Annotated in this window: 24 protein-coding genes, 1 other RNA gene and 2 pseudogenes; 12 read left to right on the forward strand and 15 right to left on the reverse strand. The window is 55.2% G+C overall.

The features are described 5' to 3' along the window. Positions 1–148: 148 nt before the first annotated feature. Entirely contained in the window at positions 149–1,051 is a 903-nt protein-coding gene (locus ABUK12_RS22765) for a LysR family transcriptional regulator (RefSeq protein ID WP_410016748.1), read from the reverse strand. Between the two features lie 91 nt (positions 1,052–1,142). On the opposite strand from ABUK12_RS22765, the gene ABUK12_RS22770 reads away from it, so the two are divergent. After that, the gene (locus ABUK12_RS22770; protein WP_410013958.1) at positions 1,143–2,159 is read left to right on the forward strand and encodes an NADP-dependent oxidoreductase; all 1,017 of its coding nucleotides are present in this window, start codon (positions 1,143–1,145) and stop codon (positions 2,157–2,159) included. A 288-nt stretch (positions 2,160–2,447) separates the two neighbouring features. Here the strand turns inward: ABUK12_RS22770 and ABUK12_RS22775 are convergent, their stop codons facing one another. The 3 genes and pseudogenes from ABUK12_RS22775 to ABUK12_RS22785 form a co-directional block, all read right to left on the reverse strand. Then, entirely contained in the window at positions 2,448–2,858 is a 411-nt protein-coding gene (locus ABUK12_RS22775) for a type II toxin-antitoxin system HicB family antitoxin (RefSeq protein WP_410013959.1), read from the reverse strand. 71 nt (positions 2,859–2,929) lie between these two features. Further along, entirely contained in the window at positions 2,930–3,262 is a 333-nt protein-coding gene (locus ABUK12_RS22780) for a type II toxin-antitoxin system HicA family toxin (protein ID WP_410013960.1), read from the reverse strand. A 153-nt stretch (positions 3,263–3,415) separates the two neighbouring features. Continuing rightward, positions 3,416–4,152: pseudogene (locus tag ABUK12_RS22785) on the reverse strand (transposase). A gap of 108 nt (positions 4,153–4,260) precedes the next feature. Here ABUK12_RS22785 and tnpB point away from each other — a divergent pair. Further along, positions 4,261–4,368 (forward strand): annotated as a pseudogene (tnpB, locus tag ABUK12_RS22790) (IS66 family insertion sequence element accessory protein TnpB); the annotation flags it as partial. Positions 4,369–4,415: 47 nt separating this feature from the next. Here tnpB and ABUK12_RS22795 read toward each other — a convergent pair. From ABUK12_RS22795 to smpB, 5 genes are all read right to left on the reverse strand, one after another. Next, positions 4,416–4,598: a hypothetical protein gene (locus tag ABUK12_RS22795; RefSeq protein WP_410016824.1), complete on the reverse strand. Its 183-nt coding sequence runs from the start codon at positions 4,596–4,598 to the stop codon at positions 4,416–4,418. 183 nt (positions 4,599–4,781) lie between these two features. Continuing rightward, entirely contained in the window at positions 4,782–5,066 is a 285-nt protein-coding gene (locus ABUK12_RS22800) for a type II toxin-antitoxin system RelE family toxin (RefSeq protein WP_410013961.1), read from the reverse strand. After that, a complete protein-coding gene (locus ABUK12_RS22805) occupies positions 5,056–5,307 on the reverse strand; it encodes a prevent-host-death protein (RefSeq protein WP_410013962.1) in 252 nt (83 codons plus the stop codon). The genes ABUK12_RS22800 and ABUK12_RS22805 overlap by 11 nt, the downstream gene beginning before the upstream one ends. 541 nt (positions 5,308–5,848) lie before the next feature. Further along, positions 5,849–6,231, reverse strand: a transfer-messenger RNA (tmRNA) gene (gene ssrA, locus ABUK12_RS22810). 46 nt (positions 6,232–6,277) lie between these two features. Beyond that, complete coding sequence (gene smpB / locus ABUK12_RS22815; RefSeq protein ID WP_410013963.1) at positions 6,278–6,760, reverse strand: SsrA-binding protein SmpB; 483 nt, start codon at positions 6,758–6,760, stop codon at positions 6,278–6,280. 159 nt (positions 6,761–6,919) lie between these two features. Between smpB and ABUK12_RS22820 the strand changes: the two genes are divergently transcribed. Together ABUK12_RS22820 and ABUK12_RS22825 are read left to right on the forward strand one after the other, a co-directional pair. Then, complete coding sequence (locus ABUK12_RS22820; RefSeq protein WP_410016749.1) at positions 6,920–7,357, forward strand: SRPBCC family protein; 438 nt, start codon at positions 6,920–6,922, stop codon at positions 7,355–7,357. After that, complete coding sequence (locus ABUK12_RS22825; RefSeq protein WP_410013964.1) at positions 7,347–7,643, forward strand: RnfH family protein; 297 nt, start codon at positions 7,347–7,349, stop codon at positions 7,641–7,643. Before ABUK12_RS22820 ends, ABUK12_RS22825 begins: the two co-directional genes overlap by 11 nt. Positions 7,644–7,819: 176 nt before the next feature. Here ABUK12_RS22825 and bamE read toward each other — a convergent pair whose 3' ends face one another. From bamE to nadK, 3 genes are all read right to left on the reverse strand, one after another. Continuing rightward, the gene (gene bamE / locus ABUK12_RS22830) at positions 7,820–8,167 is read right to left on the reverse strand and encodes an outer membrane protein assembly factor BamE (protein WP_410013965.1); all 348 of its coding nucleotides are present in this window, start codon (positions 8,165–8,167) and stop codon (positions 7,820–7,822) included. Between the two features lie 113 nt (positions 8,168–8,280). Further along, positions 8,281–9,942, reverse strand: a complete 1,662-nt coding sequence (gene recN, locus ABUK12_RS22835) for a DNA repair protein RecN (protein ID WP_410013966.1) — start codon at positions 9,940–9,942, stop codon at positions 8,281–8,283. Positions 9,943–10,029: 87 nt separating this feature from the next. Then, positions 10,030–10,908 carry an NAD(+) kinase gene (nadK, locus tag ABUK12_RS22840; protein ID WP_410013967.1) on the reverse strand — a complete coding sequence of 293 codons (879 nt, stop codon included), beginning with the start codon at positions 10,906–10,908 and terminating at the stop codon, positions 10,030–10,032. 123 nt (positions 10,909–11,031) lie between these two features. Between nadK and grpE the strand changes: the two genes are divergently transcribed. Next, the gene (gene grpE, locus ABUK12_RS22845; protein WP_410016750.1) at positions 11,032–11,628 is read left to right on the forward strand and encodes a nucleotide exchange factor GrpE; all 597 of its coding nucleotides are present in this window, start codon (positions 11,032–11,034) and stop codon (positions 11,626–11,628) included. Between the two features lie 62 nt (positions 11,629–11,690). On the opposite strand, the gene ung is transcribed toward grpE, so the two are convergent. Beyond that, the gene (gene ung / locus ABUK12_RS22850; protein WP_410013968.1) at positions 11,691–12,374 is read right to left on the reverse strand and encodes a uracil-DNA glycosylase; all 684 of its coding nucleotides are present in this window, start codon (positions 12,372–12,374) and stop codon (positions 11,691–11,693) included. A 339-nt stretch (positions 12,375–12,713) separates the two neighbouring features. Here ung and grcA point away from each other — a divergent pair, with 339 nt between their 5' ends. Continuing rightward, on the forward strand, positions 12,714–13,097 hold the full coding sequence (gene grcA / locus ABUK12_RS22855) for an autonomous glycyl radical cofactor GrcA (protein WP_410013969.1): 384 nt from the start codon (positions 12,714–12,716) through the stop codon (positions 13,095–13,097). A gap of 366 nt (positions 13,098–13,463) precedes the next feature. Here grcA and srmB read toward each other — a convergent pair whose 3' ends face one another. Continuing rightward, a complete protein-coding gene (gene srmB / locus ABUK12_RS22860) occupies positions 13,464–14,819 on the reverse strand; it encodes an ATP-dependent RNA helicase SrmB (protein WP_410013970.1) in 1,356 nt (451 codons plus the stop codon). 132 nt (positions 14,820–14,951) lie between these two features. On the opposite strand from srmB, the gene ABUK12_RS22865 reads away from it, so the two are divergent. Further along, the gene (locus ABUK12_RS22865; protein WP_410013971.1) at positions 14,952–15,749 is read left to right on the forward strand and encodes a tRNA1(Val) (adenine(37)-N6)-methyltransferase; all 798 of its coding nucleotides are present in this window, start codon (positions 14,952–14,954) and stop codon (positions 15,747–15,749) included. Positions 15,750–15,781: 32 nt separating this feature from the next. On the opposite strand, the gene nadB is transcribed toward ABUK12_RS22865, so the two are convergent. Beyond that, positions 15,782–17,422, reverse strand: a complete 1,641-nt coding sequence (nadB, locus tag ABUK12_RS22870) for an L-aspartate oxidase (protein ID WP_410013972.1) — start codon at positions 17,420–17,422, stop codon at positions 15,782–15,784. Positions 17,423–17,844: 422 nt separating this feature from the next. Between nadB and rpoE the strand changes: the two genes are divergently transcribed. From rpoE to lepA, 5 genes are all read left to right on the forward strand, one after another. Continuing rightward, positions 17,845–18,420: an RNA polymerase sigma factor RpoE gene (rpoE, locus tag ABUK12_RS22875; protein WP_162368415.1), complete on the forward strand. Its 576-nt coding sequence runs from the start codon at positions 17,845–17,847 to the stop codon at positions 18,418–18,420. 28 nt (positions 18,421–18,448) lie between these two features. Next, entirely contained in the window at positions 18,449–19,102 is a 654-nt protein-coding gene (gene rseA, locus ABUK12_RS22880; protein WP_410013973.1) for an anti-sigma-E factor RseA, read from the forward strand. Further along, positions 19,102–20,067 carry a sigma-E factor regulatory protein RseB gene (gene rseB, locus ABUK12_RS22885; RefSeq protein ID WP_410013974.1) on the forward strand — a complete coding sequence of 322 codons (966 nt, stop codon included), beginning with the start codon at positions 19,102–19,104 and terminating at the stop codon, positions 20,065–20,067. Before rseA ends, rseB begins: the two co-directional genes overlap by 1 nt. After that, entirely contained in the window at positions 20,064–20,540 is a 477-nt protein-coding gene (gene rseC, locus ABUK12_RS22890; RefSeq protein WP_410013975.1) for a SoxR-reducing system protein RseC, read from the forward strand. Before rseB ends, rseC begins: the two co-directional genes overlap by 4 nt. 298 nt (positions 20,541–20,838) lie before the next feature. Further along, entirely contained in the window at positions 20,839–22,638 is a 1,800-nt protein-coding gene (gene lepA / locus ABUK12_RS22895) for a translation elongation factor 4 (RefSeq protein ID WP_410013976.1), read from the forward strand. The last annotated feature ends 15 nt before the right edge of the window (positions 22,639–22,653 follow it).

Raw genomic sequence — 22,653 nt, forward strand, 5'->3', positions numbered from 1 at the left:
GGGTTTTCAGGATCACTGTGGCAGGAGGGGGCAATGCATTCTATACCCGACGCGCTTTCCTCCGGTTGTGCGCTGCTACCGGCTGTCACCTGTTGCCGCGTGGTGACGGGACATGTCCGCCGTTTTGCGGGCGGCCAGTTAAGAGAATTTAAAACTGTGCCAGCATAAATTCCAGAAACGCACGTACGGCAGGGTTTGAACGACGACTTTCATGCCAGACTGCCGAAATATTATGCCGTTCTACAGAAAAATCCGTCAGAACGGGAATTAACTCCCGGCGCCTTACCAAAGAAGCCGCCATAAAACTTGTCGCCATTCCTATTCCGGCACCGGCAGCGACTGCCGCTATAACGGCTTCGCTTGCATCGACGATGACAGCAGATGACGGCACGATTTCGATCTCCCGCTCGCCAACCCGGAACGGCCAGCGAAAAATCCGCCCCGTATTTTGGTAGCGCAGATTGACCGTTTTATGCCCTATAAGATCATTAGGGTGTTTTGGCGGGGCGCATTTGGCCAAATAATCAGGCGAAGCATAACAACCCATCTGATAGGGCGAAAGGCGACGCGACAGGAGATTTGAATCCGCGAGGTCGCCGAGCCGGATGGCAATATCAATACTTTCGTCAACGATACTGATCACGCGATCGCTTAACCGTAAGTCAATCGTCACTTTTGGATGCAGGGCGCAGAATGGCGCAAGCGCAGGGGCGATCATATGGAGGCCTATCGGCAACGATGCCGCAATGCGTAATGTTCCCGCGGGCTCTGCCCGCGTACGCATGGCTACCTGCTCGAGCTCCTCGGCATCGCGCAACAACCGTAAAGCCCTCTCGTGCAGTTCGCGGCCTTCAGCAGTCAAAACCAGCGAGCGTGTGGTGCGGGTGAATAAAGTGACGCCAAGACGCTGTTCCAGTCGCTGGATGCTCTTACTTATCGCTGAAGGTGAAACGGATAGCGAGCGGGCAGCGGCGGTATAGCTGCCAAGCGCTCCCGCGCGAGCGAATGCGATGAGACCGGTGAGTCTTTCAAAACCTATTTGTTCCTTCATGGCAACATTAAAGCGAAATCCAGCCCCATTATCAATCATCATTATTAGTCATATTATCTGGCAACTGAATCCCCATTAGAGTGAGCTTGTGATGACTGAAATGATGAAAGCAGTACGACTGCACGCGTTTGGTGGTCCAGAGAACCTTAAATATGAAGATGCACCCCGGCCAACGATGGGATGTACGGAAGTGCTTGTTCGGGTGTATGCGGTCAGTCTCAACCCGCCAGACTGGTATCTGCGTGACGGTTATCGGGCGCTGCCGCCTGAATGGTGGCCCCATCCCCACTTTCCGCTCATCCTGGGCACGGATATATCCGGTGTAGTCGTAGCGGTCGGCAAAAATGTTTCCGGATTCAGCATCGGCGATGAAGTCTATTCCATGGTGCGTTTTCCTGAAAGAGCCATGGAAGGCAGCGGTGCCTATGCCGACTACGTGAGCGTTCCCGCATCGGAGCTGGCGTTAAAACCTCAGAGCATCGAACATGTCCAGGCCGCGGGTGCGCCGATGTCACTGCTCACGGCCTGGCAGTTCCTTGTCGAACTGGGGCATGACGCGCCTAATCCGTTTCAATCATTCAAACATACACCTGTTCCTCTAAAAGGCCGGACAGTAGTGGTCAACGGCGCCGGAGGAGGCGTAGGACACCTTGCGGTGCAGATTGCCAAGTGGAAAGGCGCGCGAGTGATTGCAGTCGCTTCTTCCCGCAATGAGGCGCTTTTACGCGATCTCGGTGCGGATGAGTTTATCGACTACACCAAAATAGCTCCCGAGACCGTAGTAAAAAATGCCGATCTTGTCATTGATACTTCAGGTGGAACGCGCGTTGAGCGCTTTTTGAGCAGCATCAAGCAAGGCGGGGCAATGTTTCTTGTTAATCCTTTGCATTTTTCCGGGCAGAAGGAGGCCGCCGAAAGAGGAATTACGGTGTCAACAACGCAAGTGCGTTCCAGTGGCGCGCAACTCTCAGCGGCGGGTAGCCTTCTGGAAACGGGAATTATCAGGGTCGTCATTGATAGCACCTACCCTTTACAAATGGCTTCAGCTGCACATAAGCGTGCTTTATCAGGCAGTATCCAGGGCAAAATTGTGCTTACACACTTTTGATTATCTTATCCCACTTCGCCATGTGTTGAGGCCGGCTGGACTGCAGGATAAGAAAAGTAAAATGCTCATTATTTCCGGTTATTTTTACCTTGAGCCTTCGGTTCTGGGGCAGGTTATGGCCGAACTTACATGATTGTCTAATGCTGTGCGACGGCGCGAAGGAACAAGGCCAAAGGCGACGTCAACGTCGTCCGTTCCCGGTTAAACGTGCTTTCATGGGAATAAGGGGGCTTCAGCGAAAATCTCTGTAGGTGTAAACAAGATTGGCCCCGCTAGAGGCCATATCAATCAATTCCTCGCAATTTCCTTGCGGGCCAACTCCGCAAGAAACGCCGAACGGTTTTTGTAATGCCCGTTTGTCTCAATATAACGGTCGATGGCCGTAATGAGATTGCCGGGCATAGTGAGATTAAATTTAACGGCTTTGGTTTCGTACTTTGTCGGATCGAGCTCAACAAAGCCTAGGAAGCCGTCATCCTCTGACAGGCGATCATCGTGAATATAGGCTGAGGGATCAGTAGGGGCGGGAACGTGCTCGCCGCGCTCTGTTAGGGCTTCAGCATGTATACCGAATGCTTTTTCTGCGTCGCGAACGGCTTCTTCCAATGTATCTCCGGCAAAAAAACAACCGGGAATATCGGGGAAATAACCGTCATATTCACCGCTTTTAGTTCCGAAAATGAAAACTGGATAGATCATTAAGTACCTCGCATGACTTACTATACTAAGGGTGAAAGCGCTATTAAAGGCAGCTTGCGCCGTCCTTTCTGTTAAATGACCTTTAGCCCCGAAATCTTCTTTACTTGTCTTAGAACTCCTTTTGAGATTTCTTTCCTTGGGTGGGGAAGGGTGATGATTTCCCTTACTCCCTCCTTTTCAAGCGTGATATGACTGCTTGCTTTTTGTTTCCTTGCTATCCATCCATCATTTATCAATAGCTTGATTAACTTAGCGCTTTCCATCCTGACTCCATTTTGTCCCTCTGTGGGTATAGTACCCACAGAAAAAATATGAGTCAATATGATAGTGGGTATAATAACCACTTTTAACAATACTGCCTCCGGGTGGCCATTCCTTGTTGGACTATCTGTTAAATCTAACAATCAGCCACCATAGTCCCGCACCTACCTCGACAATATTGTGGCTTGAAATTTCTTCTGGGGTTTGGGTCACTAATCCGGGATCAGGGTCAGTCAGGTGGTTAGGCGATTGCGGCTCATTTCTGAGATAGGGCTGAAACTGTAAGCACACCGGTTTTAGTCCCACACACTTTTTGAGATTTCCGGATTTTCAGCCATCAGCCGGTACTCTTCCGGCGTCAGGTTATTCAGCGATTCATGAGGCCGCTCGCTGTTATATTCAGTCAGTCAGCACTCTGTGATTTCCCGTACTTCATTCAGTGTCCTGAACAGATAAAAATCCAGTATTTCTGTCCGGTACGTCCGGTTCGACCGTTCGATAAACGCATTCTGTGTCCGCTTGCCCGGCCTGATAAATTCCAGTATCACGCCATGTTCTTCCGCCCATTGCGCCAGCGATATCAGTTCCGGACCGTTATCCATCCGCAGTTTCAGCGGATATCCGCGATTTGCCACTATCCGATCCAGCACTCTAACGACGCGCTTATCCCATCATGGCCTTGCTGCCAAAAGCAGCTGACTTGCGAGAGGCCGGATACATTAACGCAAACAGCTTTTATCATCGTATGCTTGCAAAACGGGGGCGAACCATACATTTTTTCGATGACATCTTTTAACGCCCGGTTTTCCAGACTGAGATCGGCAAACATCTGTTTCAGGCTACGGTTTTCATCCTCAAGATCTTTCATCTTTTTGATATCAGAGGCTTCCATGCCGCCAAACTTCGCTTTCCAATTGTAGTAGCTGGCTTCAGCGATACCGGCTTCGCGGCAGACATCTTTAACGCTGCGTCTGGCTTCGACTGACTTCAGAACGGCGATGATCTGGTGTTCGGTGAATCGGGCTTTACGCATGGCGATCTCCTATCGGGACATAATCAGTATGCCGGAAGCTCTCTAAAGGTGAATGGTCCGTTTGGCAGGGATACTTACAGTATCTGGCTGGTTGCCGGCCACACTGATATGAGAAAGGGCTTCCAGGGCCTCGCCGCCAAAGTCGTATCCGCCCTCCGGGAAGATTCGTTGTCCGGCCATGTCTTCGTCTTCCGGGGCAAACGCGGCAATTGGGTACCGGAGGCTAAACCGCGTTCCAACCGTGTAATAGCCGTTGTTTTGGTTCACATTCGCTCAGCGATTTGCGCTTGGGCGAGGCCGGCTTTTTTGCGTGCGGCCAACCGCTCATCAAGTAGGGCGCATTCCCGATCCGGTTTTTCGTATTCAGCCTTGAATTCCGGTTGCCCCATCCACTCAGTGACCATTTCGTCATGGGTTTTGGTTGGCGGCAGGCGTTTAGCGTTCATATGTTATCTCTTTCAATCTGGCTTCAGCGCCGGGGGAATCTGCATTTTCAACGTAATGCATTGGTATATATGGATTAAGTTAAAATGCAGATTTTAAGATATACCTAAACGTATACCAATGCGGAAAAGTGATGGGATTATGTGGTCAGATTTTGAAACGTTGTTCCCGCACATGCCACCCGGTTATAGGCGGGCTTTAGCGGCGTTATAAACTTCCGAGCGGTCGCGTTTGCCCACGGCCAGCGCCAGCACAATCACCTGTTCATCGATCGCCTGGTAAACCAACCGATACCCGGCAGACCTGAGCTTGATTTTATAACAATCAGGCATGGCGCTGAGCCGATTGGCGGGAATATGGGGATTGACCAAAATCTCTTTTAACTTCTTTTTGAACTGCTCCCGTAACGGCGCGCCCAGTTTTTTAAACTCCTTAAGGGCATGCTCTTCAAACTCCAACTCATAGCTCATCCAGCTTGACCTTAACGCGCTTACCTTTCATCCGTGAACGGGCGATCTTGCCAAGCTCGATATCTTCCTGATAATCCACCATGGCTTCCCATGTTTCCGGTGAAATGTAGTAACCGGAGATATGGCCGTTGGTCAACACCGCCACCGGTTGGCCGTGGGCCTCTTTCAGGGCGCCATTGGGTGACTTTTTAAAATCGCTGATACTCACCGACACATTGGCAAGGATAGGTTGTACCGACATAACGAGTCCTTTTTAGTATGATATTTGATACTAAATTTAGCACTAAGTTAAAAGGGTAGCAACAGTGTTACGTGGGTCCCACGCGGAAAAATTGACGTAATACTGTTCAGTCTTTTCATTTTTTATTAATATATAACATAGTGTTAAGTAATCAGGGGTGATGGATATATTTGTGGGCGGGGAGGCCTATCTGAAAGGTGATGCTAAACCGTTCAAAAAATATTTGATGCTCATGAGAAAGCCACAAAACGACGAAATAAAATAGCCCTGGCATGGGTCACACAACGGGTGTGAATCATGAATAGGAATAACTAAAACTTTGGGTTTTATTGTTTCTTGCGGGTGATTACACGGCAAGAAATTGTCCCTCTATGGGGCAACCGGGCAATGGTAAGGGGCATCTCTGCCGGAACAAGATTGGCTGCATGCCAAGGTGTGGCCTTATCAGCTGGTTTGCTTTACATCCGTTACAAGCCTGTCGCCATTTTGCCGCCAATCCAAAAGAGAAAGGGTCGCGCTTGCGCGCAACCCTTTGTTTTATTGGTGGAGCTGGGGGGATTTGAACCCCCGTCCGGAATTATTACATCCTCGGTACTACATGCTTAGTCCAATCATTACATTCGCCAGTTAGCTGCGGATGGACACGCTACTAACAAACTAGCCTGATTAGATTTGACGCTTTGACCCCAGGCAGGATCTCTACGCGAGCTCTTTTGGGTTTGACCTCTCTTGATCCCCGTCCTAAGAGCGGAGGCTAGGGAGAGAGGGAACCATCAGTGGTTTAGACTGATTAAGCTGCTAAAGCAGCGGGTTCGTATTGCGAGTCGTTTGCAATTATTTTTTTTGAGGCTGTTTAACGAGGCCTACCTCACCTCGGCATGCACCTTGGGTTTCACAAATCCCGTCGAATCCAGAATCAGCCCCAAGTTGTTAATTTCATTATAGCAAAAATTCAATAGCGCGGCAAATCTTAACGGTTGGCGTTCTTCATAATGCGTGCTTTATCGACTTGCCATTCGCGTGATTTGACATCCTCACGCTTATCGAAATCTTTTTTACCCTTGGCGACGCCAATCTTGACCTTGGTCCAGGCGTTTTTCCAGTACAGCGACAGGGCGACCACGGTGTAGCCCTCGCGGTTCACCCGGCCGAACAGCGAGCTTAACTCACGCTTGTTGAGCAGAAGTTTACGCGTGCGCATAGGGTCGCATACCACATGCGACGAGGCGGCCATAAGCGGCTGGAAGGTGGCGCCAAATAAGAAGGCTTCGCCATCTTTAAGCAGCACATAGCTATCGCTGATGTTGGCCTTGCCGGCACGGAGCGATTTGACTTCCCATCCCTGCAACGCGAGTCCGGCTTCGAACTCTTCCTCGATGAAATATTCATGTCGGGCGCGCTTGTTTTGCGCAATGGTGGCTGAACCGGGTTTGTAAGCTTTTTTCTTTGTCATGATACTAAATATTATACAGTTTTATGGGCGGGAATAAAATGCTTTCCTTACGTTACCTTGCGGTATTGATGCTTTTTAAGACAAACGGGCGCCAACACTTTTTGTCTCAAGACAGATAAATGATAATATTAAGCAATGATCGTCAAGACAGGAACCCTTATGCCTCATATCAGTCGTTCCGCGTTAGTGCCCTATAGCGCGGAGCAAATGTTTGCCTTGGTCAATGATATTCGCGCTTATCCGCAGTTTATTCCCGGATGCACCGGTAGCCGCGTGCTGGCCAAGGAAGGAAACGAACTGACCGCCGAGATGGATGTTTCCAAAGCGGGCATCAGCAAAACATTCAGGACACGTAATGTCATCACCGATAACGAAAGTATCGTAATGCGCCTGGTGGAAGGGCCATTCCGCTCGTTTGCCGGGGACTGGCGTTTTACCACGCTGAGTCCAGAAGCGTGCAAGGTCGAATTCGAAATGAGCTTTGAGTTTAAGAACCGGCTAATCGAGCTGGCGTTCGGGCCAATTTTTAAAGAGATGGCGAATAACATGGTCCAGGCATTCACCCAGCGGGCAAAAGAGGTTTACCGTGCCGCCTGAGACTGCGGATATCCGCGTGGAAGTGGTGTATGCGCTGCCTGAGCGGCAATACCTGCGGCAGTTGGTGCTGGCTGCGGGCAGTACGCTTGAGCAGGCGATACAGGCCTCGGGCCTTCTGGCAATACGGCACGATATCGATCTGGACAAGAATAAGGTCGGTATCTTTAGTCGCCCGGCCAAATTAAGCGATCGGCTCAATGACGGCGATCGCGTGGAAATTTACCGCCCGCTGCTGATTGATCCCAAGGAGTTGCGCCGCCAGCGCGCGGAACGCACGAAAAAGTAGACGAGTGCGCGGGACGCCGGGGGCCGGCAGGGTAGGTCATATACCCCAGGCGTCTGGCCCGTTGCCCTCTCAAGCGTGTTCTTCGCCTTGCCCCCGTTTTACCGCTGTGCCGCCTGCGTCAGGGTTACTTCGCCAGGCGTTGCCGCTTCGCTTCAGTTCGGCTTTTTACCGCTGATTTACCCGCGCGGGGTATCCAATGACGGCCGGTTATCGATATTGGTCAGGGTGCCGGTGTTGTTAAAGGTCAGGGTAAGCGTTTGTTGCGTGACAGGCTGATGACCGGGCTGGCGGCGGAACACATAAAACCAGGTACTGCTGCCGAACGGATCCTGCATCATTGGCGTGCCCAGGATATACGCCACCTGCTGCTTGGTCATGCCGGTATGAATTTTAGCTACGTCAGTTGCTGTCAGATAGTTTCCCTGGTTAATGTCCGGGCGATAGACCAATCTTTCAAGCGTGGAGCAACCGGCGGTTAACATCAGGAGAACGACGGCAGCAGCGGTCAACGTCTTACAGCTCATAATAATCACATTCCTTTTAGGCATAGGATGCCGATGATAATAGACCTTGCCGACATTGGGAACCTCTACAAGGCCCATCTATGACCACGGGAACGTAAAAAAGTTAGCCTTTTCTAAGCTGCGAGCAGTTCTTTAGCGTTTGCCAGCGTATTTTTGGTGACCTCGCTCCCGCCCAACAGGCGCGCCAGCTCTTGCAGGCGGGCTTTTTTGTCCAGGGCGATCATTTGGGTTTCGGTCTCGTTACCGTCGGTATTTTTGCTGACAAAAAAGTGATGGTGACCGGAGCCCGCAACCTGGGGCAAGTGGGTTACGCACATCACCTGGGTGGATTCGCCCAGCCGACGCAGCATTTTACCCACAATTGCGGCGGTGGGGCCACTAATGCCCACATCCACTTCATCAAAAATCAGCGCCGGGGTATCCATCTTGCGGGCGGTAATCACCTGTATCGCCAGGCCGATGCGCGATAATTCGCCGCCGGAGGCCACTTTCGCCAACGGCTGCAAGGGCTGGCCGGGGTTGGTGGTGACCAGGAATTCGATACGATCCGCCCCTTCGGCGCTCAGCTGTTCGGCATCGAAATGCGTTGTGATTTCCAACCTGCCGTGCGGCAGGGACAGCTCGCGGATACTGCGGGTAATCAGGGCGGAAAGTTCAGTGGCATGATGCACGCGTTTTTCATGCAGCCGCCGCGCGGTTTGCACCGCCTGGAGGTGGTGCTGCGCCACGGTCTCGACCAGCGCCTGGGCGTCGGTGTCGTGCTGCTCCAGCAACTGTTGTTCTTGCAGCAACTGCTGATAAAACAGCGGCAGGTCTTCCGGTTTCACATGATGCTTGCGCGCCAGGGAGATCTGGCGGGACAGCCGCTGTTCCAGCTCATACAACCGCGCCGGGTCCAGGTCGAGCCGATCGCCGTAATGGCGCAGCTCCTCCGCGGCCTCGGTTAGCTGGATTGAGGCTTCTTCCAGCAGATCCATTACCGGGGAAAGCGCGCCGTCCATGCCCACCAGTTCGCCTACCCGCTGCTGGACGGCGTACAGCTGGCCAAGCAGGGTCTGGTCCTCGCCCTCGCTGAGCATCTCAAGCGCCTGGCGGGTGGTGGTGATCAACTGGCCGCTGTTGGCCAGCCGCTTGTATTCCTGATCGATTTGCTCGAATTCGCCGTCCGCCGGGATAAAATCGTTCAGCTCCTTTAACTGGTACTGCAATAATTCGCGCCTGGCCTCGCGCTCCGAGGCGTGCTGGCGGAACGCGGCCAGATCCAGGCAGCTCTGGTGCCATTGCCGATAAGCGCCGGCCATGGATTGCCGCAGCGCTTGTTCATCCGCATAGGCGTCGAGCAGCTGTTTTTGATAGTCGGGACGCAGCAGCAACTGGTGGGCATGCTGGCCGTGGATCTGGATCAGGTGATGGCCCAGCTCGCGCAACTGCGATAAGGGCGCCGGCATGCCGTTGATAAACCCCCGCGAGCGCCCGTCATGGCCGACCACGCGCCGCAGCAGGCATTCATTGCCGTTATCCAGCTCATTGTCCGCCAGCCACCGCGCTGCCAGCGGGGCGTCGCCGAGGGCGAAACGCGCGCAGATATCCGCCCTGGGGGCGCCGGGGCGCACCATGCCTGCGTCGGAACGGCTGCCGAGGCACAAACCGAGGGCATCGATGGCAATGGATTTGCCCGCCCCGGTTTCGCCGGTGATAACGCTCATTCCCGATTGAAAATCAATCGTCAACTCGCGCACGATCGCAAAGTTAGCAATGGTCAGTTGAGCCAGCATGATACGTTTCCTGTATATAAAAACACAGCTGTGGTTAAACACAGTATAAACTGGTTTTATATACAGTAAAGAAACGAATGCTGATTTTCAGAATAATTTTTTCGACCAGCCGAGCTTGGTGCTGAGCGTATTGAAATAGTTGTAATCATGGGGATGGACCAGATCCAGGTGATATTCGCTGCGCCGGATAAAAATTTCCTCGCCCTCCTGTATCGGCAGCGCGATCTGGCTGTCGCAGCTGATCTCCAGTTCGCTGCTGGCCTGGGAAAATTTCAGCCGGATGGTGCTGCTGCCGTTGATAACCAGCGGCCGGGAGGACAGGGTATGCGGAAACATCGGCACCAGGACGATGGCGTCTAGGGGCGGGGTCAGGATCGGGCCGCCGGCGGAGAGGGAATAGGCGGTGGAACCGGTCGGCGTGGCGATGATCAGGCCGTCGGAACGCTGCGAAAAGGCGAAGCTATCGTCGATATACACTTCAAATTCAATCATATGCGCCACCTTTCCAGGATGGAGCACCACTTCGTTGATGGCGGTGCTGAGCCGTCCGCATTCATTGCCCCGGCAGACCTGGGCCTCCAGTAAAAAACGCTGTTCGCAGCGGTAATTGCCCGCCAGCACGTCCGTAAGCTGCTGCAGCGCGGAATCGGGATCGAGATCGGTAAGAAAGCCCAGATTGCCGCGGTTGATGCCGATGACTTTAATATCGTACCGCGCCAGGATGCGCGCCGAGCCCAGCATATTGCCGTCGCCGCCCACCACCACCGCCAGATCGGCCCGCTGGCCGATATCCGCCAGGCTGCCGGTAATCGCGCCGGAAAGATCAAGGTCGCGGGCGATGTGCTGCTCCATGATCACCTCATGTCCCTGCCCGATCAGCCAGTGGTACAACATCTCGTGCGTGGCCAGGGCGTTGGGATGACGCGGATGGCCGACAATGCCGATGCTTTTGAAAGGGGTGTTCATGTATTTGCTTTTCCTCGCCGTGTTTTGCTGACTACATTATGCGACATCCCTTGAATACCTGCTATTCATCCCCATAATAAGCGGAGTAGCAAGACTAAAAGGCTAAAACGCGGAGAACTCATGATGAGTAGTAAAGAACAGAAGATACCTGACGAGCAAGTCTCACAAGATATTACCACGGATGAGATGGATGCCGGGCAGCGGATGGACGCGGCGCCCGAGACGGAGAACGTCGTGGATCCGCGCGATGAGCGTATCGCCAGTCTGGAAGCCAAGCTGGAAGAATTGCAGCAGCGCGAGCGCGACAGCCTGCTGCGCGCCAAGGCGGAAATGGAAAATCTTCGTCGCCGCACCGAGCTGGATGTGGAAAAAGCCCATAAATTCGCCCTGGAAAAATTTGCCGGCGAACTGCTGCCGGTGATTGACAATCTGGAACGCGGCCTGGATATGGCCGATAAAAACAATAGCGAGCTGACCCCGCTTATCGAAGGCATCGAACTGACCCTGAAGTCGCTGCTGGACGTGGTGCGCAAGTACGGCATCGCCGTGGTCGACCAGACCCATGTGCCGTTCGATCCCGCGGTGCACCAGGCCATGACCATGCTGGAATCCGATGAGCACGAGCCAAACCATGTCATGATGATTATGCAAAAAGGCTACACCCTGAACGGCCGCCTGCTGCGTCCCGCCATGGTGGCGGTATCGAAAGCCAAGGCGTAGGATTTCCGCGCCCGCGAGCCGGTCGTCGAGCCCGATAACCGGCCCATTCCCTGTTCCCCCAGTTATTCCGACGGCAACCGCGGTTGCCAGTCAATCTCCGGTTTTCCCTGCTGTGCCAACAGGGCGTTGGCCCTGGAGAAATGCCCGCAGCCTAAGAAACCCCGGTGCGCCGACAGCGGCGACGGATGCGGCGCTTTCAGAATATGATGGCGTTGCGGGTCGATAATCGTGCCTTTTTTTTGCGCGTGCGATCCCCACAGCATAAAGACGATCCCCTCGCGCTGCTCGTTCAGCACGGCAATCACTTTATCGGTAAAGGTTTCCCAGCCCAGGCTGGCGTGGGAATGGGCCTTGCCCGCCTCGACGGTAAGCACGGTATTGAGCAGCATCACGCCTTGCCCGGCCCAGCTTTGCAGGCAGCCGTGCTCCGGTTTGGTAAAACCCGGAATATCATTGGCCAGCTCTTTGTAGATATTGACCAGCGAGGGCGGGGCGGGCACGCCCGGCCGGACGGAAAAGGACAGGCCGTGCGCCTGGTTGGGGCCGTGGTAGGGATCTTGCCCCAGTATCACCACCTTTACCGCGGCAAGTTCGGTGAAGCGGAACGCGTTGAATACGTCTTTTTGCGGGGGATAGATAATCTTGCCCGCCGCCCGCTCGCTGGCGACGAAGTTCAGCGTTTGCTGGAAATAGGGCTTGGTCTTCTCTTCGGCGAGCGCATCCCGCCAGGTTGGACTTTGTGTCATGGTACGCTCCATGTGGATTGGCGACTGGCGTTAGCTTACCGGCTTATGTCCGCAGGCGGAATCTTTTCCGCCGCCAGAGGCACGCCAACAAAATAAATAAAGCTTAAAAAAAAGTTAAATTAATGAAAGTGATAAATAACTCAAAAATTGATATAAAACAAAAACATGACTTTTTGATGCGTTTCTTTACTACGGATAAATTGATTTAAATCAAGGAAACGATGCCGATTGGCTGGTATACAGTCAGTTAGACAAATTGGTTTTACCAAATACCCAAGCAGCCGGTAGCCTACCGGACGACGACGGGCAGATTTTGTAGCCACACCATGGAGACATTCTATGATTATCGGAACTCAAATCACCAAGGCCGACAACAAAGCATTGGTTAACTCTTTCTGGCTGCTGGATAACAGCATTGAACAGGCCCGTTGCCTGTGTGCCGTTGCCGGCTACGCCGACGATCAGGTCGTTGCCTTAAGCGAACTGGGCAATATCGAATACCGTCAAATTCCGCTAGAAGCCAAGGAAACCGTACGCGTGGAAGGCGGCCAGCATCTGAATGTCAACGTGCTAACCCGTGAAACCCTGGAAGACGCCGTAGCCAACCCGGACAAATATCCGCAGCTGACCATCCGTGTCTCGGGCTATGCCGTGCGTTTTAACTCGCTGACGCCTGAACAGCAGCGCGATGTCATTACCCGTACCTTTACCGCCGCCCTTTAACGGCGTCGCGGTGTATAAAAGGGAGCCTAGGCTCCCTTTTTGATTTCCGCTATTTCCGCACGGCAAAAACCCTGTATTAAAATCAATATGTTGCGTTTAGAAATGCTGAATTCCCGTCTGGATCAAAATATGAATATTCACCCCCTGCGCCTATTTTGACCAATGCCATTTTATGGCAAAACTATCTTTAACCTAATGAAATAAATTGTTTTTTTCATTCATTTACGCCGCGCTTGTTTGTGGCGCGCGCAGCTTTCAGCCGGAAATTAGCTGATTTAGGCGAAAAATGGCTTAAGGCGTTGAAACTTACCCCTAAGGCGACAAAAAAGCCGCCCGTGCGGGCGGCTTTTCAGGGCGCGTGATGGTTTATTCATCATGCGGTTTTGGCGTAACGGCCGCCGCCGCATCCTCCGCGGCCGATTTTGGCGCCCGGCGTTTGCCGATATTGCGCTTATCGCGTAAACGCACCTTGACCTTAACCTTGTCCTTCATCTGGCTCAGCTCTTTTTTCTCTTTGCGTTTGGCCAGCACTTTTTTCGAAGGTTTACCGGTGGTTTTTTCGGTCGGCGCACGGGTGACGGGACGCAGTTCATCCACCACCCGCGCTTTCAGCGGCTCGTTCAGGTAGCGGCTGATTTTACCCAACAGCAGATGATCGTGCGCCTCCACCAGAGAAATGGCCGAGCCTTTGCGTCCGGCGCGGGCGGTACGGCCGATACGGTGCAGGTAGACGTCGGCGGTGGTCGGCAAATCGAAGTTGATGACATGGCTGATATCGTCGATATCCAGGCCGCGCGCCGCCACGTCCGTCGCCACCAGCACGTTCATCCGCCCGTCGGTCATGCGGTTGATGGCTTCATTGCGTTTGGCCTGCACCATTTCGCCTTCCAGATAGCATGTGGCGATGCCGGCCGCGTGCAGCCAGCCGACCAGTTCATGCACCCGCTCGCGTTTGCGTACGAAAACGATAGCCTTGGTCACGTCCGGCAGTTTGAGCAGATGGGCCAGCAGGGCGGTTTTATGTTTGATATCGTCGGCGCGATAATACCATTGGGTGATCTTTTTACGCTCGCGCCGTGAGGGCGATGCGTCGATTTCCACCGGATCGTTTAGCAGCCGCTCGGCGAAATCCTTGACCGCGTTGCCCTCCAGGGTGGCGGAAAACAACAGGGTCTGCTTGCGCCAGCGGGTTTCGGCGGCGATCAGCTCCACATCCTGTGCAAAACCCATTTCCAGCATGCGATCCGCTTCATCCAGGATCAGCGTTTCCACCGCGCGGCAGTCAAAATTTTCTTCCTTGATATATTGCAGCAGCCGGCCGGTGGTGGCCACCACGATATCCTGGTTGTCGCTGAACACGATGGCATGATTCATAAACGCCACGCCGCCGGTGATGGTGGCGATGTCCAGGTGCGTATGCGCGGCGAGTTCCTTGGCCTGTTCCGCCACCTGCATGGCCAGCTCGCGGGTAGGGGTGATAATCAGTACCCGCGGCGGGCCGGATTTCCGGCGGGGGAAATCAAGCAGGTGCTGCAATACCGGTAACAGATAGGCGGCGGTCTTGCCGGTACCGGTAGGCGCCGAACCCAATACGTCGCGCCCGTCCATCGCCGGCGGGATCGCTTCGGACTGAATGGCGGTGGGGCGCTCGTAACCTTTATCGCGCAGTGCGGCGATCAGGCTTTCATGCAGGTCGAGTTCGGAAAATTGGGTTACAGTCATGGTCTACCTCTGGTTGGGGCGCAGATTATAGACGGATCGCGGATAATCTTCATCTGTTTCCGCGCAAACGGATGATTTCATCCGCGGCCGGTTTGCCATAAAGTACCCCGATATGTCCCAAAGAGCCTAATAATGATCGAATCGTTAAAACAGACTATGCCGCTGCGCCGGGACGGTTTTACCTTCAGGCAATTTTTTGTCGCCCACGACCGTTGCGCAATGAAAGTGGGGACCGACGGCGTGCTGCTGGGGGCCTGGACGCCCCTGGGCACGGCGCGGCGGGTGCTGGATATCGGCGCCGGCTGCGGCCTGATCGCTCTGATGGTGGCGCAGCGCGCGGCCCCTGACGTGCGCATTGACGCCGTCGAGCTGGACCCCGCCGCCGCCGGACAGGCGGGGGAAAATTTCGCCGCCAGCCCGTGGTCGTCCCGCTTGCGCATTTTTAACGGCGATATACTGGACTATGCGCCGCAGGCGACGCCGGGGGGGGCCGCGCAACGCGGCGGGAAAGAGGATCCCGGGGCGGAATATGGGCTGATCGTCAGCAATCCGCCTTATTTCCCGGTCGGTTTGGCCACCAGAAGCGCTGAGCGCGATAAGGCGCGTTACACGGCGACCCTGACCCACCGGCGCCTGCTGGATGCCGCGCGGCGGCTGGTGGCCCGCGACGGCCTGTTGACGCTGGTATTGCCGACCGCTACCGGCGAAGAGGTCATCGCCATGGCGCAGCGCGGGGGCTGGCATTTGCGTTATCGCACCGACGTGGCCGATCGCACGGGAAAACCCTGTCATCGGGTGCTGCTGGGCTTTTCGCCGCAGGCGGGAGAACTGACGTATACGACATTGGCGCTGCGCGCTGGCGACGGCGCTTATTCCGCCGCCTATCGCGCACTGACCGACGGGTTTTATTTATCCCGGCCGGCAGGGTAGGACCGGCGGCCGGGCCGCCGGTTTGCCATGGATCAGGGATGCAGGATGGTCGGCTGCGGGTTGGCGGCCATTTCCGGATAATCCAGGGTGTAATGCAGGCCCCGGCTTTCTTTACGCAGCATGGCGCTCTTGACGATAAGCTCGGCCACCTGGGTCAGGTTGCGCACTTCCAGCAGGTTATTCGAGATACGAAAGTTGGAATAGTACTCGTCGATTTCCCGCTGCAGCAGGTTAATGCGATGCAGGGCGCGCTCCAGGCGTTTGGTGGTGCGCACGATGCCCACGTAATCCCACATAAACAGCCGCAGCTCGTGCCAGTTATGCTGTAGCACCACCTCCTCGTCGGAGTTGTCCACCCGGCTCTCATCCCAGGCCGGCAGCTGTTTGGCCAGCTTGATGGCCGGCAGGCGCGTGCGGATATCCTCCGAGGCCGACCAGCCGTAGACCAGGCATTCCAGCAAGGAATTGGACGCCAGGCGATTGGCGCCGTGCAGGCCGGTATAACTCACTTCGCCGATGGCGTAGAGCCCGTCGAGATCGGTGCGCCCGTGCTGATCCACCATTACGCCGCCGCAGGTATAGTGTGCCGCCGGCACGATGGGAATCGGCTCTTTGGTCAGATCGATATCCAGCGTCAGCAATTTTTGGTAAATCATCGGGAAATGCTGGCGGATAAAGTCCGCGGGCTTATGGCTGATATCCAGGTACATGCAGTCGGCGCCCAGGCGCTTCATTTCATGGTCGATGGCGCGGGCCACGATATCGCGCGGCGCCAGCTCGGCGCGCTCGTCGAAATCGGGCATAAAGCGCGAGCCGTCCGGACGTTTCAGGTAGGCGCCCTCGCCGCGCAGCGCCTCGGTAAGCAGGAAATTACGCGCCTGGGGATGGAACAGGCAGGTGGGGTGGAATTGGTTGAATTCCAGATTGGCCACCCGGCAACCGGCGCGCCAGGCCATGGCGATGCCGTCGCCAGACGAAATATCGGGATTGGTGGTGTACTGATAAACCTTCGAGGTGCCGCCGGTAGCCAGCACCACGGCTTTGGCCCGGCAGGTTTCCACGCGTTCCTTTTCGCGGTTCCAGATATAGGCGCCGACCACGCGCCGGGTGCCGGGCAGGCCGATTTTATTGGAACTGATCACATCCACCGCGTTGCAGCGTTCCATAATATGGATATTGGGATGATTGGCCGCCTGGGAAACCAGGGTGGTTTCCACCTCTTTGCCGGTGGCGTCCGCGGCGTGCAGGATGCGCCGGTGGCTATGGCCGCCCTCGCGGGTCAGGTGATAGCGCTCATCGGGAGACGTGCCGGCATGGTGTTCCGTTTCCACGCCGCCGGTGCCAGTGCCGGATTCCGTATCGAACAACACGCCCTGGTCTATCAGCCACTGTACGCAATGACGGGCGTTGCCGGCGATGAATTCCACCGCCTCGCGATCGCACAGGCCGGCGCCGGCGATCAGCGTATCCTCGACGTGGGAGGCGATAGTATCGGTTTCATCGAACACCGCCGCGATCCCGCCCTGGGCATAATAGGTTGATCCTTCGTTAAGCGGACCCTTGCTTAAAACCATGACCTTACAATGTCCCGCGAGACGCAGCGCCAGTGAAAGACCGGCGGCGCCGCTGCCAATGACCAGCACGTCGGTTACATGTTCAGTTAAAGGTTGCATAATGGGGTGGTTACCCTGCCAGAAATAATAGTTTTCCGATGTTAGCACTGTATGATTTAGGGCTGAACCGCTAATTGCTGATATTTTACCCGTGGGGGTATTTACGCATGTTTACTGACATCCGGAGGATTTCACGGTACCCTGCGCTTTCAATAGGGTGCCGGGCGTAAACGTGCCGCTTCGGCAGAGTGATTTCAGGATTCTGACACTATAAAACTTTATTTCATGATAGTCTGACTGCTTCCCGGCCAACGTGCTGGCGCGCCGAGATCCGTCCCCGATTACATTTAACAAAAAAGACAGGCGGGACGGAACTTTATGTATAGCGTAAACTCCAAACGGGAGCTTGCTCGTGTTATGGGTTTAGAGGCTGGCGGTACTATTTTTCGCGTGGAGATAAATTTGAGGAGAATTTACCTCGGATGAGCGAGCAGTTAACGGATCAGGTGCTGGTTGAACGGGTACAAAAAGGCGACCAAAAAGCGTTCAATTTACTGGTCGTTCGTTACCAGCACAAAGTGGCGAGCCTGGTATCCCGATATGTTCCCCAGGGGGATGTGCCGGATGTGGCCCAGGAATCGTTTATCAAAGCTTATCGCGCCCTCGAGTCATTTCGGGGGGATAGCGCTTTTTATACATGGTTGTATCGTATCGCTGTTAACACGGCTAAAAATTATCTGGTTGCTCAGGGCCGGCGCCCACCGTCAAGCGATGTGGACGCCAACGACGCCGAAAATTATGAAAGTGCCGGCGCGTTGAAAGAAATATCGAACCCTGAGAATTTAATGTTGTCTGAAGAGTTGCGACAGATAGTGTTTCGCACTATCGAAGGGCTTCCCGAAGATTTGCGTATGGCAATCACGCTTCGGGAACTGGATGGCCTGAGCTATGAAGAGATAGCGTCCATCATGGATTGCCCGGTGGGAACGGTAAGATCGCGAATCTTCCGTGCGCGCGAAGCTATTGACAACAAAATTCAACCGCTGATTCAGCGATAACGATGGCGGCAGGAGAAGGTACCCACGCATGCATAACGAAAAGCTTTCCGCTCTTATGGATGGGGAGTCGTTCGATAACGAACTGCTCAACGAATTATCCAGGGATGATAAGTTACAACAAAGCTGGCAACGGTATCATCTGATTCGCGATACCCTGCGCGGGGACATCGGCGCGACGCTACATCTCGATATCGCCGACCGCGTCGCTCAGGCTATCGCCCGTGAGCCGGTCCGCCTGGTGCCCGATGCGGTCAAGGAATCGCAGCCGCAGCCCGAGACCTGGCACAAGCTGCCGTTCTGGCATAAAGCCCGTCCCTGGGCCGCGCAGATTACGCAAATCGGCCTGGCCGCGTGCGTGTCGCTGGCGGTGATTGTGGGCGTGCAACACTATAACCAGCCGGTCAACAACGATACCCAGCCGGAAGCGCCGGTGTTCAATACGCTGCCGATGATGGGCCAGGCGTCTCCGGTCAGCCTGGGCGTGCCTTCGGCGACCAACACCGCTGATAACGGTTCCCAGCAGCAGGTGCAGGAACAGCGCAAGCGTATCAACGCCATATTGCAGGATTATGAACTGCAGCGTCGGGTTCACTCCACGCAGCTGCAATTCGACCAGCATGAAACCCAGCAGGCCGCGGTACAGGTGCCTGGTACCCAGTCTTTAGGAATGCAACCGCAGTAATGAAGCCATTTTGGTGTGCTGTGTGTTTAATGACAGGCAGCCTGCTCTTTTCCTCCAGCGCGACCGCCGCCGATACGCCGGCCATGGCGCCCGGGGCGTTGTTGCAGCAGATGAGCCAGGCCAGCCAGTCATTGAATTATGAGTTTGCTTTTGTCAGCGTCAGCAAGCAGGGTGTCGACTCCTTACGCTTTCGTCACGCGGTGTATCAAAAACATCGCCTGGCCCAGCTGCTGCAAATGGACGGTCCCCGCCGCGAAATCTTACAGCGTGATAACGAGATCAGCTTTTTCGAGCCTGGTCTGGAGCCTTTTACGCTGGCCGGCGATCATATCGTTGATTCTCTCCCTTCTATCGTTTACGCTGATTTTGAACGCCTGGCCCAATTCTACGATTTTATTCCTGTCGGCCGCACCCGGGTTACCGATCGTCTGTGCGACGTGGTACGGGTTGTGGCGCGGGACGGCACGCGATTTGGTTATGTGCTGTGGATTGACGCCGCCACCAAATTGCCGCTGCGCGCCGATCTGCTCGATCGCGACGGCGAGGCGCTTGAACAGTTTCGCGTGATCTCGTTTATCGTGGATCCGCAGGTGCAGTCCCTGATGCAGGGTCTGGAAACGGTCAACCTGCCGCCGCTGCTGGCTATGCCCGCCTCGGAGAAAGCGGAGTTTGACTGGACGACCAACTGGCTGCCGGCGGGCGTGAGTGAAGTCTCGCGCAGCCGCCGTACATTGCCCGGCATTAACGTGCCTATCGAGACCAGGCTGTTTACCGACGGATTGTTCAGTTTCTCGGTAAATGTCTCGCAGGCGCAGCAGGGCGACGCGGAGCGGTTTATCCGCACCGGCCGGCGCACCATACACACCGAGGTCCGCGACAATAAAGACATTACCGTTGTCGGCGAATTGCCTCCGGCTACCGCCAAACGCATTGCCGACGGCGTTTTATTTAAGGCGCAACCATGATCAAAGAATGGGCGACGGTTATCTCCTGGCAGCAGGGTGTGGCGCAACTGCGCTGCGAACAGCGTTCCGGCTGCGGCAGCTGCCACGCCAGCAGCAGTTGCGGCACCAGCATCCTCAATAAAATGGGGGCTGACTCAGCGCATCAGCTAAAGGTGGAAAGCAAGCATCCGCTGGTGCCGGGGCAGCGGGTGGAAGTCGGCATCACCGAGGCCAGCCTGATCCGTTCGGCGCTGCTGGTCTATATGCTGCCGCTGGTGGGCCTGATCGGCTGCGCGGCCATTATGCAAGGCTGGTTTAATACCGACCTCGCCGCGGCCTGCGGCGGGCTTATGGGCGGTGTCGGCGGGTTTATGCTGGCGCGGTTTTTTGCCCGGCGCATCGGCAACGACCGCGAATACCAGCCGGTGATTTTGCAAGTCGCGCTGCCGCCGTCCTCGTTTTATCTCCGCCGTGACACCCCATCCAGGGACTAAGGCCGTCTGGCCTTGCGGCCCCCATTACTACTTATGCCACTCCATACCATGATTAAAGCCGACGTCATTGCGCCTGATGATCTTCGCCGATGGCAATCTTGAGTAGCGCTAGGGATCGCGGGCATGGCTCGGCGATGCGGAAAGGGGGCTGTCATCGATGCTAACAGCGCCCACCTTTAATGATTTGTCCTTTCAGTGTAAGATGCCTCCATATTTTCACGGGTGGTTTGTACTTGTGCCCACGTCCGTGCCCATTGTCCTATTTTTTATCAAAAATACCCGAGAAAATTCCTTATAAATGAAGAACATTCGTAATTTCTCCATTATTGCCCATATCGACCATGGTAAGTCGACCCTATCCGACCGGCTGATCCAGACCTGCGGCGGCCTGGCGGAACGTGAAATGGAAGCCCAGGTCCTGGATTCCATGGACCTGGAGCGTGAACGCGGCATTACCATCAAGGCCCAGAGCGTAACGCTCGACTACAAAGCCAACGACGGCCAGATTTATCATCTTAATTTTATCGACACGCCGGGCCATGTGGATTTTTCCTATGAGGTTTCCCGTTCCCTGGCCGCCTGCGAAGGCGCGCTGCTGGTGGTGGACGCGGGGCAGGGCGTGGAAGCGCAGACCCTGGCCAACTGCTATACCGCCATGGAAATGAATCTGGAAGTGGTGCCGGTTCTGAACAAAATCGATTTACCCGCCGCCGATCCCGACCGGGTGGCGCAGGAAATCGAGGATATCGTCGGCATCGACGCCACCGACGCGGTGCGCTGTTCGGCCAAGACCGGCGTGGGCATCCCCGAACTGCTGGAGCGGCTGGTGCGCGATATCCCGCCTCCGCAGGGCGACGCGGAAGCGCCCCTGCAGGCGCTGATTATCGATTCCTGGTTTGATAACTATCTGGGCGTGGTGTCGCTGGTGCGGGTGAAAAACGGCACCCTGCGCAAGGGCGACAAAATCAAGGTGATGAGCACCGGCCTGACTTATAACGCCGACCGGGTGGGCATATTCACCCCCAAACGCATCGATCGCGATATTCTCAGGTGCGGCGAGGTGGGCTGGCTGGTGTGCGCCATCAAGGATATCCTGGGCGCGCCGGTGGGCGATACCCTGACCCTGGCCCGCCAGCCCGCCGATAAGGCGCTGCCGGGCTTTAAAAAGGTCAAACCGCAGGTGTATGCGGGCATGTTCACCATCAGCTCCGACGACTATGAGGCGTTCCGCGACGCGCTGGGCAAACTCAGCCTCAACGATGCCTCGTTATTCTACGAGCCGGAAAGCTCCACCGCCCTGGGTTTTGGTTTTCGCTGCGGCTTCCTCGGCTTGCTGCATATGGAGATCATCCAGGAACGGCTGGAACGCGAATACGACCTGGAGCTTATCACCACCGCGCCCACGGTAATCTACGAAGTCGTGACCACCGATAACCAGACCATTTACGTCGACAGCCCGTCCAAGCTGCCGCCGCTGAATAATATCCTCGAGCTGCGCGAGCCTATCGCCGAATGCCACATGCTGTTGCCGCAGGAGTTCCTGGGCAATGTGATCACCTTGTGCATCGAGAAACGCGGTATGCAGACCAATATGGTCTATCACGGCAACCAGGTGGCGTTGACCTATGACATTCCCATGTCGGAGGTGGTGCTGGACTTCTTCGACCGGCTGAAATCCACTTCGCGCGGCTACGCCTCGCTGGACTACGGTTTTAAGCGGTTCCAGACCTCGGACATGGTGCGGGTGGATATTCTGATCAACGGCGAACGGGTGGATGCCCTGGCCCTGATCACCCACCGCGACAATTCCCAGCGCCGCGGCCGCGATATCGTGGAAAAGATGCAGGAGCTGATCCCGCGCCAACAGTTCGATATCGCCATTCAGGCCGCCATCGGCAATCACATTATTGCCCGTTCCACCATTAAGCAATTACGTAAGAATGTCCTGGCGAAATGTTACGGCGGCGATGTCAGCCGTAAAAAGAAATTGCTGCAAAAACAGAAAGAAGGCAAGAAGCGCATGAAGCAGGTGGGGAACGTCGAGCTCCCGCAGGAAGCGTTCCTGGCGATCCTGCATGTTGGCAAAGACAGTAAATAACCCAAAGGAGTTGGC

Origin of the sequence: Sodalis sp. C49 (assembly GCF_046352915.1) — a bacterium.
Classification (GTDB): Bacteria; Pseudomonadota; Gammaproteobacteria; order Enterobacterales; family Enterobacteriaceae; genus Acerihabitans.

What these genes read in the sequence shown, in the direction of transcription:
- grcA (WP_410013969.1), top strand. Translation starts at nt 12,714, where the DNA reads ATGATTATCGGAACTCAAATCACCAAGGCCGACAACAAAGCATTGGTT.
- ABUK12_RS22865 (WP_410013971.1), top strand. Translation starts at nt 14,952, where the DNA reads ATGATCGAATCGTTAAAACAGACTATGCCGCTGCGCCGGGACGGTTTT.
- ABUK12_RS22795 (WP_410016824.1), bottom strand. Translation starts at nt 4,598, where the DNA reads ATGAACGCTAAACGCCTGCCGCCAACCAAAACCCATGACGAAATGGTC.
- ABUK12_RS22775 (WP_410013959.1), bottom strand. Translation starts at nt 2,858, where the DNA reads ATGATCTATCCAGTTTTCATTTTCGGAACTAAAAGCGGTGAATATGAC.
- recN (WP_410013966.1), bottom strand. Translation starts at nt 9,942, where the DNA reads ATGCTGGCTCAACTGACCATTGCTAACTTTGCGATCGTGCGCGAGTTG.
- smpB (WP_410013963.1), bottom strand. Translation starts at nt 6,760, where the DNA reads ATGACAAAGAAAAAAGCTTACAAACCCGGTTCAGCCACCATTGCGCAA.
- ABUK12_RS22805 (WP_410013962.1), bottom strand. Translation starts at nt 5,307, where the DNA reads ATGTCGGTACAACCTATCCTTGCCAATGTGTCGGTGAGTATCAGCGAT.
- ABUK12_RS22765 (WP_410016748.1), bottom strand. Translation starts at nt 1,051, where the DNA reads ATGAAGGAACAAATAGGTTTTGAAAGACTCACCGGTCTCATCGCATTC.
- ung (WP_410013968.1), bottom strand. Translation starts at nt 12,374, where the DNA reads ATGACACAAAGTCCAACCTGGCGGGATGCGCTCGCCGAAGAGAAGACC.
- ABUK12_RS22820 (WP_410016749.1), top strand. Translation starts at nt 6,920, where the DNA reads ATGCCTCATATCAGTCGTTCCGCGTTAGTGCCCTATAGCGCGGAGCAA.
- bamE (WP_410013965.1), bottom strand. Translation starts at nt 8,167, where the DNA reads ATGAGCTGTAAGACGTTGACCGCTGCTGCCGTCGTTCTCCTGATGTTA.
- rpoE (WP_162368415.1), top strand. Translation starts at nt 17,845, where the DNA reads ATGAGCGAGCAGTTAACGGATCAGGTGCTGGTTGAACGGGTACAAAAA.
- rseB (WP_410013974.1), top strand. Translation starts at nt 19,102, where the DNA reads ATGAAGCCATTTTGGTGTGCTGTGTGTTTAATGACAGGCAGCCTGCTC.
- lepA (WP_410013976.1), top strand. Translation starts at nt 20,839, where the DNA reads ATGAAGAACATTCGTAATTTCTCCATTATTGCCCATATCGACCATGGT.
- ABUK12_RS22770 (WP_410013958.1), top strand. Translation starts at nt 1,143, where the DNA reads ATGACTGAAATGATGAAAGCAGTACGACTGCACGCGTTTGGTGGTCCA.
- rseC (WP_410013975.1), top strand. Translation starts at nt 20,064, where the DNA reads ATGATCAAAGAATGGGCGACGGTTATCTCCTGGCAGCAGGGTGTGGCG.
- nadK (WP_410013967.1), bottom strand. Translation starts at nt 10,908, where the DNA reads ATGAACACCCCTTTCAAAAGCATCGGCATTGTCGGCCATCCGCGTCAT.
- grpE (WP_410016750.1), top strand. Translation starts at nt 11,032, where the DNA reads ATGAGTAGTAAAGAACAGAAGATACCTGACGAGCAAGTCTCACAAGAT.
- nadB (WP_410013972.1), bottom strand. Translation starts at nt 17,422, where the DNA reads ATGCAACCTTTAACTGAACATGTAACCGACGTGCTGGTCATTGGCAGC.
- ABUK12_RS22800 (WP_410013961.1), bottom strand. Translation starts at nt 5,066, where the DNA reads ATGAGCTATGAGTTGGAGTTTGAAGAGCATGCCCTTAAGGAGTTTAAA.
- srmB (WP_410013970.1), bottom strand. Translation starts at nt 14,819, where the DNA reads ATGACTGTAACCCAATTTTCCGAACTCGACCTGCATGAAAGCCTGATC.
- rseA (WP_410013973.1), top strand. Translation starts at nt 18,449, where the DNA reads ATGCATAACGAAAAGCTTTCCGCTCTTATGGATGGGGAGTCGTTCGAT.